The following is an 18,335-nucleotide window of genomic DNA, read 5'->3' as shown; positions in this document are numbered from 1 at the left end:
GCCGCACCCCGCACGCCCAGCTCTCCGCCCGCGGAAGGACACCATGACCGAGCCGGACAGCAAGGTCGTCGCCGCGCTGCGCGCCGCGCTGGGAGAGGCCGAGCGGCTGCGCCGGGAGAACGCCGACCTGCGCGCCGCCGCCCGCGAGCCGATCGCCGTCACCGCGATGGCCTGCCGCTACCCCGGCGGCGTCGCCACCCCCGAGGACCTGTGGGAGCTGGTGACGGCGGAACGCGACGCCGTCGGACCCTTCCCCCGCGACCGCGGCTGGGACCTCGACGCGCTCACCGGCCCCCGCGCCCACCCCGCCGTCCGCAGCGGCGTCGCCGAAGGGGGCTTCCTCACGGACGCCGCCGCCTTCGACCCGGCGCCCTTCCGGATGTCCCCGGGCGAGGCCTCGGTGACCGACCCGCAGCAGCGGCTGCTGCTGGAGACCTCGTGGGAGGCCTTCGAACGGGCCGGGATCGACCCGCTGTCGGTGTCCGGCCGCGACATCGGCGTCTTCATGGCCACCACCGGCCAGGACTACACCGACAACCTGGTGGACGTCCCCGACGAACTCCTCGAAGCCACCGGATCCGGCAGCACCGCCGCCGTGCTCTCCGGCCGCGTCGCCTTTGCCTTCGGTCTCGAAGGCCCCACCGCCACCCTGGACACCGCGTGCTCCGGCTCGCTCGTCGCGCTGCACCTGGCCTGCCAGGCGCTGCGCTCCGGCGAGTGCTCCATGGCCCTCGCCGGTGGCGTCGCCGTCATGTCCAGCCCCAACCGCTTCGTCGGCTCCGGACGGGGCATCGGGCTCGCCGTCGCGACCCGCTGCCGCTCCTTCGCCGACGGGGCCGCCGGCATCGCCTTCGCCGAGGGCGCGGGCGTGCTGCTCGTGGAGCGGCTGTCCACCGCCCGCGCGCACGGCCGCCCCGTGCTCGCCGTGGTGCGCGGCGGCGCGATCGGCCAGGAGGGCGCCAAGGGCGGCCTCAACGCCCCCCACGGCGCCGCCCAGCAGCGCCTGATCCGGCGGGCGCTGGACGCGGCGGGCCTGCGGCCGCACGAGATCGACGTCGTCGAGGGCCAGGGCGCGGGCGGCATGCTCGGCGACGCCGTCGAGGCGCAGGCGCTGGCCGCCGTCTACCGCGAGGGCCGCCCCGACGACCGGCCGCTGCTGCTCGGCTCGGTCAAGTCCAACATCGGCCACAGCCAGGCCGCGAGCGGCATGGCCGGCATCGTCAAGACCGTGCAGGCGATGCGGCACGGCCTCGTCCCGCGCACCCTGCACTCCGAGACGCCCTCCCCGCACATCGCCTGGGAGCAGGGCCGCCTCCGGCTGGCGACCGCCACCGTCCCCTGGCCCGGCACCGGCCGCCCGCGCCGCGCCGGGGTGTCCTCCTTCGGCTTCGGCGGCACCGACGCGCACATCCTGCTGGAGCAGGCACCGCCGCCGCCCGACGCCGTCGCCGAGCCACCGCGAGGAGCCGCGGGCGGTGTGCTGCTCTGCCCCGTCTCCGGCTGCGACGCGGACGCGCTGCGCGCACAGGCCGCCCGGCTGCTCGCACACGTCGCCGAACGTCCCGCGCTGCGCCCGGCCGACGTCGCGCTGTCCGCGGCCACCACCCGCGCCGCCCTCGACCACCGCGCGGTCGTCGCCGCCACCACCCGCGACGAACTCCTCGACGGCCTGCGGGCGCTCGCCGAGGACCGGCCCGCGCCGCACACCGTACGGGGCGCGGCCGGACGCCGCCGCCACCTCGTGCTGCTGCTCACGCCCGGCCCCGGTGCGCCCGGCGGCGGCAAGGAACTGTACGACACCTTCCCGCAGTTCGCCGCCGCCTACGACGCGGCCCGCGCCGGGCTCGGCGCCACCGGCACGGAAGACCCGGCCGGACCGCCCGGCCCGTTGCGGGAGTTCGCGCTGCACGCGGGGCTGCACCGGCTCTTCGCGTCCTGGGGCGTGACACCGCGCGCCGTCCGCGGACACGGCACCGGCCGCCTCGCCGCCGAGCACCTCGGCGGACGGCTCCCGCTGCCGCAGGCCCGCGAGGCGCTCGCGTCCACCGAACCGCCCTTCTTGGCCGCGGACTTCGCTGAGGAGGTCGGCGCCCTGGCCCGGGAGGGCACCGTCTTCCTGGAGCTGGGCGGCCACGAGACGTCCGGCCTGCTGCGTGCCGCGGGCCGCACCGCGGTCGCCGCCCTGCGCCCCGGCGCCACGGAACCGGCCGCCGCGCTCGCCGCCCTCGCCGAGGTCTACGTCCGCGGCCACGCCGTCGACTGGCCCGCCGTCTTCACCGGAAGCGGCGCCCACCGCGTGGACCTCCCCACGTACGCCTTCCGCCGCACCCGCTACTGGCGCGCCGCCTACCGCCCGGACCTCAGCCGTATCGGCCCCGCGCCGGACATGGCGCCCGGTCCCGTACCCGACAGCGAGCAGAGGAGGGCCCGGTGACGGGGGAGCGTGCGCGCAAGAAGGCCGCCCGTGAGCACAGCAGGCTGGTCGGGGCAGGTGACGTCGACGGGCTGCTCGGCCTCTACGCGCCGGACGCCGTCTTCGAGGACCCGGTCGGGTCCGGTGCCCGGCAGGGGCACGAGGCGCTGCGGGCGCACTTCACGGCCGCCGTCGAGGGGCGCCCCGCGGAGAGCGTCCAGGACACCGTCGCCGGGCAGGACGGTGTGCACGTCCTGTCCCGGATCACCTCGGTCTGCGACTACCGCCCGCACGGCCCGCGTTACGCCGCCCGCGGCTGGCTGGCACCGCCGCGGGGCGCCGAACCGGCCCTCCTGCGCCGCCACTACGCGCTCCAGCTGCGGATCGGGCCGTCCGGCCTGATCGAGGACATGCGCGCGTACTGGGGCCGCCCCGACCTCGAAGTCTCCGCGGACGGCGCCAACTTCACGGGCCTGGCCGTGCTGTCGCCGCGCGAGGAGGCGCTGCGCCGGCTGCCCGAGACGTACCTCACCCGGCTGACGGGCGGCGATGTGGAGGGCACCGTCGCGCTCTTCGCCGAGGACGTCGTCTTCGAGGACCCCGTCGGGGGCATCCTGCTGCGCGGCAAGGACGCGCTGCGCGAACACGTCTTCCGCGGCTCGGCGGGCAAGGTGCACGAGGTCCTGGGCCGTCCGGTGTCCTCGATGGACGGGCGCTTCGTCGTCATCCGCGGCGACGCGCACGTCCTCGTACCCGCGAAGATGCGGATGCGCATGATCACCGTGTGCGAGATCGACGACGCCGGGTTCGGCGTGCACATCCGCGGCTACTGGGGCCTCGGCGATCTCACCATGGAGCCCGCCCCGCCCCGGACCGCGCCCGAACCCGCGGAAAGGCCCGCTTAAGTGCCCGGGGACACCCTCGTGAGGGCGGCCCGGCCCCGCCGGGCCACCCCTGCGCGAGGACACCGGACCACCGAGGAACCGCGCGTACCCGCAGGACCGAGAGCCACCACCGGAGATCGCGCTGCGAAGGGACGAGACGTCGTGACCACACCGACACGCGCTGTCGTGCTGGGCGGTGGATGGGCCGGCATGCTGACCGCCCATGTGCTGTCCCGGCACCTGGAATCCGTCACCGTCGTGGAGCGCGACGTCCTGCCGGACGGCCCGCAGCACCGCAAGGGCCAGCCGCAGGCGCACCACGTGCACGTCCTGTGGTCCAGCGGCGCCGGTATCGTCGAACGGCTGCTGCCGGGCACCGCCGACCGGCTGCTGGCCGCGGGCGCCCGCCGGATCGGCTTCCAGAGCGACCTGGTGACGCTCACCGCGTGGGGCTGGCAGTACCGCTTCCCGGCCTCCGCGCACGCCATGATGTGCACCCGTCCGCTGCTCGACTGGGTGGTGCGCGGCGGCATCCTGGCGCGCGGCAGGGTCCGCGTCGAGCAGGGCACCGAGGTCGTCGAGCTGGCCGGCGACCGCACCCGGGTCACCGGCGTGCGGGTACGCGACACCGGCGGCGGCGAACCGCGGCTGCTGGAGGCCGATCTCGTCGTGGACGCCACCGGCCGCGCCTCGCGCCTGGGCCACTGGCTGGGCGCCCTCGGGCTGCCCGGCGTCGAGCAGGACGTGGTGGACGCCGGGATCGGCTACGCCACCCGGATGTTCAAGGCCCCCGAGGGGGCGAGCGCCGCCTTCCCCGCCGTCCAGGTCGCCGCCGACCCGCTGACCCGGCAGCCCGGCCGCTTCGGCGTCGTCTACCCCCAGGAGGACGGCCGCTGGCTGGTGACCCTCACCAGCACCCGCGGCGCCCCGCTGCCCGGCCGCGAGGACGAGTTCGAGGCCTTCGCCAAGGGGCTGCGGCACCAGGTCGTGAGCGACCTGATGAGCGTCGCCGAGCCGATCGGCCCCGTCTTCCAGTCGCACTCGGGCGCCAACCGCCGCCTCTACCCCGAGCGCATGCCGCAGTGGCCCGAGGGCCTGCTGATCCTCGGCGACTCGCTGGCCGCCTTCAACCCCGTCTACGGGCACGGCATGAGCTCCGCCGCCCGCGCCGCGGACGCCCTCGACACCGAACTCGCCCGCGGCGCCCTCGCCGAGGGCGGCACCCGGCCGGTGCAGCGGGCGCTCGCCGCGGTCGTCGACGACCCGTGGATCATGGCCGGGCTCAACGACATCCAGTACGTCAACTGCCGCAACCTCTCCAGCGACCCGCGGCTGACCGGGCCGGACATCGCCGAACGGCTGAAGTTCTCCGACTTCGTCTCCGGCAAGTCGATCCGCTCCCGGCAGGTGTGCGAGGTCGCCACGCAGGTGCTCAGCCTGAACGCCCCGCAGAAGTCCCTGGGCGAGGCCCGCTTCCTGTCGCTGCTGCACAGCGACACCACCCTGGACGAGCTGCGCGTGCCGCCCTTCCGCGACGGCGAGCTGGAGTCGGTCGGGCTGCGCCCCTACGGCGCCACCGCCGCCCGCGGCGTCCTCGACTGAGCCCACCCGCCCCGCCCCCGTACCGCCCCGCCACCCATCGAGGAAGGTGCAGTCATGGAAGGACACAACGAAGCAGCCGCCGAGGAGGCCGGGCAGCCCGGCGGCCCGGCCGACGAGCAGGCCGCCGCGCTGGTGGCGCGGCTCGCCACCGCGGTCCCGGAGGAGCGGCAGGACCTGCTGGGCGACCTGGTGCTGCACCGGGCACGCGCGATCCTCGACGGCCAGGAGCTGGACGAGGACAGCAACTTCCTGCAGAACAACATGAGTTCGCTGGCCGCCGTCCGGCTGTCCAAGACCCTCACGGACGACACCGGCCTGGAGGTCCCGCTCGTCGCCATCGTCGAGCACCCCACCCCCACGCTGCTCGGCAAGTACCTCGCGGAGGCGTACGAGGCCGAGACCGGCTGACACCCCCCGGTCCTCGTCGCGTCCCCCGCTCCGATCCCCCTCCAGGGCAAGGGAAACCGCCATGAATGTGTCCGTTCCCGTCGACCACTCGGTGAGGCTGAACGTGCGGCAGCGGCCCGGCGGCGCGGGCCGGCCGGTCCTGCTGGTGCACGGACTGGGGTCCAACTCCCGGATGTGGGACGAGGTCGCCGATCTGCTCGCCGCCGCCGGGCACCCCGTGCACGCCGTCGACATGCGCGGGCACGGCACGTCCGACCTGCCCCGGGAGAGCTTCGACAACGCCACCGCCGTCGCCGACCTGGCCGCGGTCTGCGACACCCTGGGACTCGGCGGCCTGCTGCTGGTCGGGCACTCGTGGGGCGGCAACATCGCGATGCGGCTCGCCGCCGTACGCCCCGACCTCGCCGCGGGGCTCGCACTCGTGGACGGCGGCGGCCCGGTCGACCTCCAGGGCGGCGCGCTGCCCCGCGACACCGACGACGTCGGGTGGTGGGGCCCCGACGCGCGGGCACCCCGGGAGGCCATGCGCACCGTGCTGCGGGCCATCCACCCGCGCTGGTCGGCCGCCGCGGTCGACGCGAGCCTGTCCGACATGGTCGAGGGGCCCGACGGGCTGCTCGGGCCGCGGCTGCCGCTGGAGCACTACCGCTCGGTGTGGAAGAGCATGTGGAACGACCCGCCCGCCCGCTGGTACCCGGACGTCACCGTGCCCGTCGTCCTCCTCAAGGCCGTCCCCCCGAACCCGCCGCCCGCCTGGCTCGCCTGGGCCCGGCAGTGGGTCGCCGACGCCGAGGCCGCCCTGCCGCACGCGGAGTCGCGCTGGTACACCGACTCCGACCACAACCTGCACGCCGACCACCCCGACCGGGTGGCCGCCGACGTGCTGGAACTGGCCCGCACCGTCGACAAGCACGCGGACGGGCGCCCCGGCGCCCCGGCCCCGGGACGGTCCTGACATGGCCGACGACCGGCAGAAACTCCTCGACTACCTCAAGCGCGTCACCGGCGACCTGCGCGACGCCCGGCGCCGTATCGAGGACGCGGAGTACGCCGCCCACGAACCCGTCGCCGTCGTCGGCATCGGCTGCCGCTTCCCCGGCGGGGTGAACAACGCCGACGACCTGTGGGAGCTGGCCGCCGCAGGCCGCGACGCCACCGGCGACCTGCCCGCCGACCGCGGCTGGGACCTCGACGCCCTCCACGACCCCGAGCCCGGCCACCCCGGCACCTCCTACGTCCGCCGCGGCGGCTTCGTCACCGGCGCCGACCGCTTCGACGCCGCCTTCTTCGGCATCAGCCCCAACGAAGCCGTCACCATGGCCCCGCAGCAGCGGCTCGCCCTCGAAGTCGCCTGGGAGGCGATCGAGCACGCCCGGATCGACCCGCACACCCTGCGCGGCAGCCGCACCGGCACCTACCTCGGCTGCGACGGCATCGACTACTTCCTCAACTCCTTCCACGTACCCGACAACGCCGCCGGACACCTGACCACCGGCAACTCGCCCAGCGTGGTCGCCGGCCGGATCGCCTACGCCCTCGGCCTGGAGGGCGCCGCGGTCACCCTCGACACCGCGTGCTCCTCCGCGCTCGTCGCCATGCACCTCGCCTGCCAGGCGCTGCGCCAGCGCGAAGTGGGCCTGGCCCTGGCGGGCGGGGTGTACGTGATGTCCTCCACCGCCCCGCTCGTCGGCTTCAGCGAGCTGCGCGCCCTCGCCCCCGACGGCCGCTGCAAGCCCTTCGCCGCGGGCGCCGACGGCATGACGCTCGCCGAGGGCGCCGGGATCGTCCTGCTGGAACGGCTCTCCGACGCCCACCGCAACGGCCACCGCGTGCTCGCCGTCATCCGCGGCTCCGCCGTCAACGAGGACGGCGCCAGCAACGGGCTCACCGCGCCCAACGGCCCCTCCCAGCAGCGCGTCATCGAACAGGCCCTCGCCAGCGCCCGGCTCGCGCCGGGCGACGTGGACGCCGTCGAGGCGCACGGCACCGGCACCGCGCTCGGCGACCCCATCGAGGCGCAGGCCCTCCTCGCCTCCTACGGCCAGGGCCGGCCGGAGGAGCGGCCGCTGTGGCTCGGCTCGGTCAAGGCCAACATCGGCCACACCCAGATCGCCGCGGGCGCCGCGGGCGTCATCAAGACGGTCATGGCCCTGCGCCACGGCACCCTCCCGCGGCTGCTCCACCTCGACGAGCCCAGCCCGCACGTCGCCTGGGACTCCGGCCACGTACGCCTGCTGACCTCCGACGTCCCCTGGCCCCCCGACCCCGAACGCCCCCGCCGGGCAGGCGTCTCCGCCTTCGGCTTCTCCGGCACGAACGCCCACCTGATCCTGGAGGAGGCCCCCCCGACTCCGGAGGGGGCCCCGCCCCGGATCGACTCGGACGGGGCGGCGCCGAGCGCTGGCTCGGGTGAGGTGGCGCCGAGCGCCGGCTCGGGCTCGGGCGGGGTGGCGCCGACCGCTGGTTCAGGTGTGACCGCGCCGACCGCCGCCCCGGGCGCGCCACCGTCTTCCGGTGTGGACGTCGCCGTGTGGGCGTTGTCGGCGCGGAGCGGGGACGCGCTGCGTGGGCAGGCGCGGCGGTTGCTCGACGCCGCGCCGGAGGCCGGGCCGGACGCGGTCGGGTGGTCGCTGGCCGCCACGCGGTCGGCTTTCGAGCACCGCGCCGCCGTCACCGGGTGCGGCACGGTGGAGCTGCGCGAGCGGCTCGCCGCGCTCGCCGCGGGGGAGCCCGCGCCCGGCCTGGTCACCGGAACCGCGCGGACGGCGGGTCCCGGGGTCGTCCTGGTCTTCCCGGGGCAGGGCTCGCAGTGGCCCGGCATGGGGCGCGAACTCCTGGACGCCTCACCGGTGTTCGCCGCGCGGATCGCGGAGTGCGAGGCGGCCCTCGCCCCGTACACCGGCTGGTCGCTCACCGCGGTGCTGCGCGGTGCGCAGGACGCCCCGGATCCGGCCAGGGTGGACGTGATCCAGCCCGTGCTGTGGGCGCTCATGGTGTCGCTCGCCGCCGAGTGGGCCCACCACGGCGTACGGCCCGCGGCCGTGGTCGGCCACTCGCAGGGCGAGATCGCGGCCGCGTGCGTCGCAGGAGCCCTCCCGCTGGGCGAGGGCGCCCGGGTGGTGGCGCTGCGCTCGCAGGCGCTGCGCGCGCTGGCGGGCAAGGGCGCGATGGCCTCCCTCGGCATCGGCCCGGACGACACCGGCCAACTCCTCGCCGCCCTCGGCGAGAAGGCGGCGGGGGTGGGCGTCGCGGCCTGCAACAGCCCGTCGTCCACCGTGATCTCGGGCCCGCCGGACGCCGTCGCCGCCGCCGTCGCCGCGTGCGAGGCCACCGGCGCGCGGGCCCGCACCATCGACGTCGACTACGCCTCGCACGGCCCGCAGGTCGACACGATCGCCGACGACGTACGGGCCCGGCTCGCGGGCGTCCAGGGCGTGTCCACGGACGTCGCCTTCCACTCCACCCTGACCGGCGGCGCGCTGGACACCGCGGAACTGGACGCCGGCTACTGGCTGGCGAACCTGCGGCAGCCGGTACGCCTCACCGAGGCGGTCGACTCCCTGCTGGCCGCGGGCCACCGGGTGTTCGTCGAGGTCAGCACGCACCCGGTGGTCGTGCCCGCGCTCCAGCAGTGCTTCGAGGCCGCCGGGATCGACGCCCACGCCTCCGGCACCCTGCGGCGCGGCGAGGGCGGCCCCGCGCAGCTCGCCCTCGCGCTGGGCCAGGCGTTCACCGCGGGCGCGCCGGTCGACTTCCGTGCCTGGTACGGCGGCCCGTCCGCCGCCCGTGCCGTCGACCTGCCCACCTACGCCTTCGACCGGCAGCGCTACTGGCTGCCCACCGCCCGGCCCGGCGCCGCGGGCGGCCCGCAGGACCCGGCCGAGGCCGACCTGTGGGGCGCCGTCGAGGAGGAGGACGCCGAGGCGCTCGCCGGGGTGCTGGAGCCGGACGGCGACGGCGCCGCGGACGCCGAGGCGCTGCGGCCCGCGCTGCCGCTGCTGGCCGCCTGGCGCCGCCGCCACCGCGAGCGCGGCACGCTGGCCGCCTGGCGCCACCGGGTCCGCTGGACGCCCGTGCCCGACACCGCGCCGCCCGTCCTGCTCGGCACCTGGCTGCTGCTCGTCCCGGAGGGTCACGCGGACGACCCGGCGGTGCGGACCGCGGCCGAGGCGCTGCGGACGCACGGCGCCGCCGTGCGGCGGCTCACCGTGGACGCGGCCACCGCCGAACGCGCCGGGCTGGCCGCCGAACTCGCCGCGGCCGGCGAGGACGTCGCCGGGGCCGTGAGCCTGCTCGCGCTCGACGAGCGCCCCCGGCCCGGCCGTCCGGGCGTGCCCGCGGGGCTGTCCGCCACCGTGGCCGCCCTCCAGGCCCTGGGTGACGCCCGGATCGGCGCGCCGGTGTGGTGCGTGACCCGCGGCGCCGTCGCGACCGGCCCCGACGACCCGCTGTCGCACCCCGTGCAGGCGCAGGTGTGGGGCCTGGGCCGGGTGGCGGCGCTGGAGCACCCCGACCGCTGGGGCGGCCTCGTCGACCTGCCCGCCGAACCCGATTTTCCGGGCGAGCCCGGTCTGCCGGGCGGGCCCGGCCCGGACGCCGCGTCCGGTCCGGATGACGGGCTCGGCCCGGACGCCGCCGCCCGCCTCGCGGCCGTCCTCGCCGGACTCCCGCGCGGGGAGGGCACGGAGGACCAGACCGCCGTCCGCGCCACGGGCGTGCTGGCCCGTCGCCTCGACCACGCGGCCCCCGACCGCGGCCCCGCCCGCCCCTGGCAGCCGGCCGGTACCGTCCTGGTCACCGGCGGCACCGGCGGTGTCGGCGCCCTGCTCGCCCGCTGGGCGGCGGGCAACGGGGCCGCCCGCCTCGTCCTGACCAGCCGCCGCGGCCCGGACGCCCCCGGCGCGCCGGAGCTGGCCGCCGAACTGCGCGGCCTCGGCGCCGAGGTGACGATCGCCGCGTGCGACGCCGCCGACCGCGCCGCCATGGCGGACGTGCTCGCCGCGATCCCCGCCGGGCAGCCGCTCACCGCCGTCGTGCACGCCGCGGGCGTCAGCGACCAGGCCCTGATCGCCGACGCGGACGACGCCCACCTGGAGCGCATGCTGGCGCCCAAGGCGCTCGCCGCCCAGCACCTGCACGAGCTGACCCGGCATCTGGAGCTGTCCGCCTTCGTGCTGTTCTCCTCCGTCAGCGCGGTGTGGGGCAGCGGCGGGCAGGCCGCGTACGCCGCCGCCAACGCCCAGCTCGACGCGCTCGCCGAGCACCGCCGCGGCCTCGGCCTGCCCGCCACCTCCGTGGCCTGGGGCCTGTGGGGCGAGGTCGGCATGGCGACGTCCGACGAGGAGGTCGACTTCTTCCGCCGCCGCGGCATCCGGCCGCTGGACCCCGCACTCGCCCTCGCCGCCCTGCGGGACGCGGTCGGGCGGCCCGCGCCCGCGTCCGTGGTCGCCGCCGTGGACTGGCGCCGCTTCCTGCCGAGCTTCACCGCCCTGCGCCCCAGCGCGCTGCTCGCCGACCTCCCGGAAGCCGCCGCCGAACGCGCCGAGGAAGCCGGACCCGCGCCGCAGGAGGCGGGCCCGCTGCTGCGCAAGCTCACCGGCAGGCCCGCCGCCGAGCAGCACGAGATCCTCGTGCGGCACGTGCAGGGGCACGCCGCCGGCATCCTCGGCCACGGCGGCGCGGACGCCGTACCGCCCGGCAAGCCCTTCCAGGAACTCGGCTTCGACTCGCTCACCGCCGTCCAGCTGCGCAACGAGCTGAGCGGCAGCACGGGGCTGCGGCTGCCCACCACCGTGCTCTTCGACCACCCCACCGCCGACGACCTCGCCCGGCACCTGCACGGCCTGCTCGTCGCCGACGCCGCGACCGGCGAGCAGCACGTCATGGCCGGACTCGACGGCTGGGACGCCGCCAACGCGCCGGACGCGGTCGGCGAGGCCGCCCGCAACCGGGTCGCGGCGCGGCTGCGGCTGCTCGCCGACAAATGGGCGGGGGAGAGCGGCGAGGCCGGTGCGCACGATGACCTGGAAGAGGCCACGGCGCAGGAGATCTTCGACCTCATCGCCACGGAGTTCGGCAAGTCCTGAGCGCGGTGCGGCCCTTCCGGGCGGAAGGGCCGCACCGCGGGCGCGGGCCTCAGCAGGCGCCGAGGTCGTCCCAGACGCCCCACTGGCCGGTGGTGCCGGGCTCCTCGCCCTGCGTCCACCACTTGGCCTTCCAGTTGTGGCCGTTGTGCGAGACGGTCTCGCCGCCGTTGTAGACGGTCGAGGCGCTCCAGGCGGCCGCGGTGCAGCTGCCGGTGCCGCCGGTCGTACCTCCGGTGGTGGTCCCGCCGGTGGTCGTGCCGCCCGTCGTCGTACCTCCGGTGGTCGTGCCTCCGGTGGTCGTACCGCCCGTCGTGCTGCCCGTCCCGCCGATGTTGACGTCGATGCAGGAGTAGAAGGCGTTGGCGGTGTCGCCGATGTTCCAGACGGCGAGCACCTTCTGCTTGCCGGTGAAGCTGCCGAAGTTGACCTGGTGGCTGAGGTCGGCGGGCGGTTGCTGGTTGTTGCCGGGGAACTCGGCGATGAGCGTGCTGCCGATGTAGTACTGCCAGTTGAGGGTCGCGTGCCGGGCCGTGTTGTGCCAGGTGAAGGTCGCCGACGAGCCCACCGGGGTGACCTGCCAGCCCTTGCTGTCGTCGTCGAGCTCGGCGAACTGCGCGTTGCCGCCCGAGCAGCTGTGCAGGCCCTTCGGGCCCTCCACGCTCTGCGGCTCGTACTTGATGTCGCCGCAGCTGACGATCCCCTCGGCGCACTGTTCCTGGCGGCTCGTCGGAAGGGTCACCCACCCGTGGGCGTTGGCCGTGCCCGAGGACAGTCCGAACGCGAGGAGCGGAGCGGCGAGCGTGCCGAGGGCGAGAGCGACTTTACGTGTCGTGCGCATGTCATTTCGCTTTCCGTCGAGGTGTGGGGGCGTCCCTCGCGGGGGTGTCGGCGGTGAGGTGTGCGGTGTGCGCTGCGCGCGGGGTGCGGGCGATGAGCTGTACGCGGCCCGCGGCCGCTCACCGCTCGCACGCCGGTCGCCGCCGGAAGGTCCGGACCTCGCAAGGGCCTAGGTCTAGACCATAGCCGCCGAGGCCTTGAGGTCAAGAGTGCGGACGCCGCGAACTGCTCCGCGGGGCACGCCGGCTCGGCCCGCGCGTTGCGGGGGTACCGGCGCGCCCCGGGGGTGCCACCTGCGGTGGGTGGCCGCGTCTGTCGGTGGGCGGGGGGTGGGCGCGCGGTTCCTCGCGCCCCCCTGGGCGCGTGCCGCGTTCCTGGGTGAGCGGTCGGGGAGTGCGGGTCTATGCCTCGCCGAACTCCCGGTCGATGAGGGCGAAGACCTCGTCCGCCGAGGCGTCCTCCAGGTCTTCCGGGCCGGTCTCCGCCGGGGTGGCTGCCGGGTTCTCGGTGGCGCCGCCGTAGCGCCACAGCAGGACGTGGAGGCGGTGGGTGAGTCCGGTCCGGCGCGGGTCGTCGGGCGGGAGCGTGGCGAGTGCGGCCTCGACCGCGTCGAGGGCCTCCGCGGCAGGCTCCTGCTCGGGCTCGGCGGGGAGCGCCTGCGCCACCAGGTAGCCCGCGAGGGCGGCCGGTGTCGGGTAGTCGAAGACGAGCGTCGCCGGCAGCTCCAGGCCCGTCGCGGCGCGCAGTCGGTTGCGGAACTCGACGGCCGCGAGGGAGTCGAACCCCAGCTCCTTGAAGGGCTGTTCCGGGTCGACCGCGTCCGCCCCCGGGTAGTGCAGCGCACCCGCCGCGTGGGCGCGGACGAGCGCGAGCAGTGTGCCCGTGCGCGCGGAGGGGGGCTGGGCCGCGAGCCGTTCCCGCAGGGCGGCGAGCGCCTGCGCCTCCTCCTCGCCGCCCGAGGCGTCGAGCGCGGCGCGCGCGGCCCGCACCGCCGCGGGGACGTCGTCGAACAGGCGGCTCGCGCGCCCGCCCGTGAAGAGCGGGAGGAAGCGCTGCCAGTCCACGTCCGCGACGACCGTCGCCGCCCCGCTGCCCGTGCCGTCCGCGCTGCGGGCCACCGCGTCCCGCAGCGCCGCGAGTGCCCGGGAGGGCGCCAGCAGCGGCAGGCCCAGCCGCTGTGCGCGGCCGGCCGCGTCGGGGCCGTGCGCGTCGTCCCACACGCCCCAGGCCAGTCGTACCGCCCGGCCGCCCGCGGCCTGGCGGTGCTGCGCGAGCGCGTCCACGTACGCGTCCGCCACGGCCCCCGCCCCGTGACCGCCGCCACCCCACACCGCGGCCACCGAGGAGAAGACGACCAGCGGGTCGTCGTCCCCGAGACCGCACAGCTCCGCGAGCCGGTCCGCGCCCGCCACCGCGTCCGCCACGGCCCCGGCGAATGCCTCCGGCTCCGACTCCGCGAGTCCCGCCCGCGCACCGGACGCCCCGGTGTGCACGACGGTACGGATGCGTACCCCGCCCGCCATGAGGGGCCCGGTGGCCGCTGCTTCCGCCGCGTCCAGCACCGTCGCCTTCGCGCCCAGGGCCGCCAGTTCGCCGAGCAGCGCCTCCGCGCCCGGGGCCGCGGCGCCCTCCGGCGCGAGCAGCACGATGTGCTCGGCCCCCTCCCCGGCCAGCCAGCGCGCAACGTGCGGGGCCACTCCCGTCACACCACCGCTCACCAGGGCGCCGCCACGCGGCGACCAGGGACGGGCAGGCGCCGCCTCCTCCGGGGCCACGGGCACCAGGCGGCGGGCGAAGAGACCCGCGGGGCGCAGGGCCACCTGGTCCTCGCCGCCCCGGCCGGACAGGGCCGCCCGCAGCAGGGCCGGGGAGAGGTCGGCGGGCTCGGCCGGGAGGTCGAGGAGACCGCCCCACAGCGCCGGGTGCTCCAGCGCGGCCACCCGTCCGAGCCCCCACACGGCGGCCTGCCCCGCGTCGAGCGCCGTGCCCCCGTCCTCCGGCACGGGCGTCGCACCGGGCGCGGTGTGCTCGCCGTGCTCTGGCGCCGTGGCCTGCGGCGCTTCCTCGTCCACTACGGGCGTCGTGGTGGTGCGCGGCGCGCGCTCGCCCGCCGCGGGCACCGGTGCTGCGGCGTGTGGCGCGTGCTGGTCCCGCACGGACTCCGGCACGGTGGCCTGCGGCGCGTGCCCGTCCACCACGGACGCCATGGACCGCGGCGCTTCCACGCCTGCCACGGACGCCGTGGCCCGACGCGCGTGCGCGTCAGCAACCGCCGTCGGCACGGAGGCCCGCGGCGCGTGCCCGTCCACCACCGGTGCCATGGCCCGCGGCGCGTAGCCGTCCGCCGTCACCGTGCCCCCCGGCTCGCCCTCGCCCACCACCCGTGCCGCGCCGCGGGTCGCCGTCCAGAGGGGGAGTCCGAGGTCCGCCTCCAGCAGGGCTCGCAGCAGGGCGTGAGTCGACGTCACCGCGTGCAGGGCGTCCGGTCCGGTCGTGGCGAGGGGGAGCAGGGAGAGGACGCCGGTCGGCGTCGGGCTGTCCGCGTATGCCGCGCGCAGTGACGCCGCCGCCTCCGCCGTGCCGTTCGGTACGGTCACCCGGCGGACCGCGCCGCCGTCCGCGGTGAGGGCGCGTTCGCAGGCGTCGGCCCACTGGGCGGCGCCGCCGGGCGGGAGGGCCAGCAGCCAGCAGCCGGCGGGCTGTTCGGGGGAAGGGGCAGGGGCGGGGGCGGGGATCCGCCGCCATGCGACGCGGTGGCGCCACGCCTCGACGGCCGCCCGGTCGTGCCGTTCGCGGTGCCAGTGGGCGAGCGCGGGGAGCACCTCGCCGAGCGGTGCGCGCCGCCCGTCGTCGTCGCCGATGCCGAGCGTGCCGGACAGCGCGCCCACGTCCTGCGACTCCACGGCCTGCCAGAACCGCGCCTCCTCCGCGTCGGCCGCGGCGGGCGCCGCCGTGACCTCGTCCGGGAGCCAGTAGCGCTGCCGCTGGAAGGGGTAGCCGGGCAGGTCGGTGGTGCGGCGGGCGGCCGCCGGGTACCAGGGCCGCCAGTCGACGGGCGCGGGGTGCGTGGTGTGCAGCCGGGCGAGCGCGTGCGCGAGGGCCTCTGTCTCGTCCTGGCGGGCGGTGAGCGTCGGGACCAGCAGCGGGGCCGGGGCGGCGCCGTCGCGGGCCGCGTCGAGGGTCTGCTGCGCGGCGGGGACGAGTACGGAGGTGGGGCCGATCTCCAGGTACGTGTGGCTGCGTGCCGCGGTGTGCGCGATGGCGTCGTGGAAGCGGACGGGCTCGCGGACGTGCCGTACCCAGTAGCCGGGTTCGGCGATCGCGGCGTCGGCGGGGCGCCCGGTGAGGTTGCTGATGAGCGGGATGCGCGGGGTGCGGAAGTCCAGGTCGGCGACGGCCTCGGCGAAGGGCGCGAGCGCCGGTTCCATGAGCGGTGAGTGGAAGGCGTGGCTGACGGTGAGCGCCTTCGCCTTGCGTCCGCGCTCCTTCCACCGCGCGGTCAGCTCCGCGACGAGGTCGGCGGGGCCGGACACGACCGTGCTGGTGGGCGTGTTGTAGGCGGCGACGGAGACGGCCCCGCCGTACGGGGTGAGCGCCTGCTCGGCCTCGTCCGCCGTCGCCTCCAGCGCGCTCATCGCCCCGCCGCCGGGCAGCGCGCCGAGCAGCGTCGCCCGTGCCGCGACCAGCCGGGAGGCGTCCGCGAGCGACAGGACCCCGGCGACGTGCGCGGCGGCGATCTCGCCGACGGAGTGGCCGGTGACGGCGTCGGGCCGCACGCCGTGCGCGTCCAGCAGCCGGGCGAGAGCCACCTGGAGGGCGAACAGCCCGGCCTGCGTGTACGTGGTGTGGTCGAGGAGTTCGGCGTGGGCGGGCTCGAACACCACGTCCCGCAAGGGGTGTTGGAGGTGGGGGTCGAGGAGGGCGCAGACCTCGTCGAAGGTGTCGGCGAAGACGGGGAAGCGGGCGTGGAGTTCGGCGCCCATGCCGCCGCGCTGGCTGCCCTGCCCGGAGAACAGGAAGACCCGCCAGCCCGCGCCGCGCACCGGGCCGGTCCTGCGCACCACCGCCGGATGCTCCGCACCGGCCGCGAGCGCCGCGAGCCCCGCGCGCAGCGCGGTGGCGTCCCGGCCCATCACCACCGCCCGGTGGTCGAGGACCGCCCGCGCGCCGGCCAGCGTCCAGCCGACCGGACCGTGGTCCGCCCGCGCGCCGAGCAGCAGCTCGGCCTGGGCCCGCAGCGCGGCGCCCCCGCGCGCCGACAGCACCCACGGCGTGAGGCCGCCGGGCGGCAACTCGGCCGTCTCCGCCGGGGTTTCGGCGGGCGCCTCCTCCAGGACCAGGTGCGCGTTGGTGCCGGAGATGCCGAACGACGACACCCCGGCGCGCCGCGGGTGCTCCGTGCGCGGCCAGTCGACCGGTTCGGTGAGCAGCCGCACGCCGCCGTCCGCCCAGTCCACGTGCGGGGTCGGTTCGTCGACGTGCAGGGTCGCGGGCAGCGAGCCGTGGCGCATCGCCATGACCATCTTGATGACGCCGGCCACGCCCGCCGCCGCGTGCGTGTGACCGATGTTGGACTTGACCGAGCCCAGCCACAGCGGCCGGTCCGCCGGGCGGCCCCGGCCGTACGTCGCGAGCAGCGCCTGCGCCTCGATCGGGTCGCCCAGCGTCGTCCCCGTGCCGTGCGCCTCCACCGCGTCCACCTGGTCGGCGGCCAGCCGGGCGCTGACCAGCGCCTGCCGGATGACCCGCTCCTGCGCCGCGTCGTTGGGCGCGGCCAGGCCGTTGCTGGCGCCGTCCTGGTTGACGGCCGAGCCGCGGACGACGGCGAGGACGCGGTGGCCGTTGCGGCGCGCGTCCGACAGCCGCTCCAGCAGGATCAGTCCGGCGCCCTCGGAGAAGCCCGTGCCGTCCGCGGCCGCCGCGAAGGCCTTGCAGCGTCCGTCGGGGGCGAGCCCGCGCTGCCGGGAGAACTCGACGTACGCCGCGGGCGTGCTGAAGACCGTGACCCCGCCCGCGAGCGCGAGCGTGCACTCGCCCGACCGCAGCGCCTGCGCGGCCAGGTGGATCGCGACGAGCGACGCCGAGCAGGCGGTGTCCAGCGTGACCGCGGGCCCCTCCAGACCCAGCGTGTACGCGATACGCCCGGAGATCACGCTGGTGAGCGCGCCGGTGGCCGTGTAGCCCTCGTAGCCGTCCGGGATCCGCGGGATCCGCGACAGGTAGTCCTGGCTCGACACCCCCGCGTAGACGCCGGTCGCGGTGCCCTTCAGGCTCGTGGGGTCGATGTGCGCGCGCTCCAGGACCTGCCACGCGGTCTCCAGCAGGACGCGCTGCTGCGGGTCCATCGCCGCCGCCTCGCGCGGGCTGATGCCGAAGAAGCCCGCGTCGAAGGTCGGTGCGTCGTGCAGGAAGCCGCCCTCGGTGACGTAGCTCGTGCCCGGGTGGTCGGGGTCCGGGTGGTGGAGGGTGCCGAGGTCCCAGCCGCGGTCGGCAGGGAAGGGGCCGATCGCGTCGCCGCGCGCGGCCACCAGCTCCCACAGGTCCTCGGGGGAGGCGACCCCGCCGGGGTAGCGGCAGGCCATGGCCACGATCGCGATCGGCTCGGCGCGCTCCTCCTCGGCCTGCCGCAGCCGCTCCTTGGCCTGGCCGAGGTCGAGGGTGACGCGCTTGAGGTACTGGCGCAGCTTGTCTTCCGTGGTCGTCGACATCGGTTCCCGATCTCCCTCAGGACGAGCCCAGTTGCTGGTCGATGAGCGCGAACATCTCCTCGTCCGACGCCGACTCCAGGGCCTCCTGGCCGCTGCCGCCGTCCGCCTCGGCGGCCGTGGCGCCGTCGCCGAGCCGCCACAGCAGGTCCTGGAGCCGCTTGACGAGCCGGCTGCCCGCCTCGCCCGCCGGACGCTCCTGCGCGACCGCCGCCTCCAGCCGCTCCAGCTCGCGCAGGACGGGCTCCGCCGTGTCGTCGTCCGCCGGGCCCAGCGCGCTCTCCAGGTGCTCCGCCATGGCGCCGTCCTGGTGGGCGTAGGCGTCCAGGGTGGTCTCCCGCACCCGGCTCAGCAGCCGGCCAAAGCCCCTGCCCTCCTCCAGCCGGGCCCTCATCGGCAG

General features: G+C 76.8%; 7 protein-coding genes and 2 pseudogenes. 6 read left to right on the top strand and 3 right to left on the bottom strand.

Features of this window, described 5'->3' with window-relative positions:
• Positions 1-43 precede the first annotated feature (43 nt).
• The 6 genes from ACWERV_RS33825 to ACWERV_RS33800 all read left to right on the top strand — a co-directional run bounded on the left by ACWERV_RS33825 (position 44) and on the right by ACWERV_RS33800 (position 11,393).
• Positions 44-2,434 (top strand): type I polyketide synthase, encoded by a 2,391-nt coding sequence (locus ACWERV_RS33825; protein WP_452940438.1) that lies wholly within the window; start codon positions 44-46, stop codon positions 2,432-2,434.
• A complete protein-coding gene (locus tag ACWERV_RS33820; protein WP_452940436.1) occupies positions 2,431-3,318 on the top strand; it encodes a nuclear transport factor 2 family protein in 888 nt (295 codons plus the stop codon). The genes ACWERV_RS33825 and ACWERV_RS33820 overlap by 4 nt, the downstream gene beginning before the upstream one ends.
• A 141-nt stretch (positions 3,319-3,459) precedes the next feature.
• Positions 3,460-4,899 (top strand): NAD(P)/FAD-dependent oxidoreductase, encoded by a 1,440-nt coding sequence (locus ACWERV_RS33815; protein ID WP_452940435.1) that lies wholly within the window; start codon positions 3,460-3,462, stop codon positions 4,897-4,899.
• A gap of 54 nt (positions 4,900-4,953) precedes the next feature.
• Positions 4,954-5,307, top strand: coding sequence for an acyl carrier protein (locus tag ACWERV_RS33810; RefSeq protein WP_452940433.1), 354 nt, complete (start codon positions 4,954-4,956; stop codon positions 5,305-5,307).
• 61 nt (positions 5,308-5,368) lie between these two features.
• On the top strand, positions 5,369-6,262 hold the full coding sequence (locus tag ACWERV_RS33805; protein WP_452940431.1) for an alpha/beta fold hydrolase: 894 nt from the start codon (positions 5,369-5,371) through the stop codon (positions 6,260-6,262).
• Between the two features lies 1 nt (position 6,263).
• Positions 6,264-11,393, top strand: a complete 5,130-nt coding sequence (locus tag ACWERV_RS33800; protein ID WP_452940429.1) for a type I polyketide synthase — start codon at positions 6,264-6,266, stop codon at positions 11,391-11,393.
• 49 nt (positions 11,394-11,442) lie between these two features.
• Here the strand turns inward: ACWERV_RS33800 and ACWERV_RS33795 are convergent, their stop codons facing one another.
• The 3 genes and pseudogenes from ACWERV_RS33795 to ACWERV_RS33785 all read right to left on the bottom strand — a co-directional run.
• Positions 11,443-12,231 (bottom strand): lytic polysaccharide monooxygenase, encoded by a 789-nt coding sequence (locus tag ACWERV_RS33795; RefSeq protein WP_452940427.1) that lies wholly within the window; start codon positions 12,229-12,231, stop codon positions 11,443-11,445.
• Between the two features lie 400 nt (positions 12,232-12,631).
• Positions 12,632-17,908: pseudogene (locus tag ACWERV_RS33790) on the bottom strand (beta-ketoacyl synthase N-terminal-like domain-containing protein); the annotation flags it as partial.
• 46 nt (positions 17,909-17,954) lie between these two features.
• Positions 17,955-18,335, bottom strand: a pseudogene (locus tag ACWERV_RS33785) (hypothetical protein); the annotation flags it as partial.

This window comes from Streptomyces sp. NPDC004031, assembly GCF_053604375.1.
This window is presented reverse-complemented; position numbering and strand designations above follow the sequence as displayed.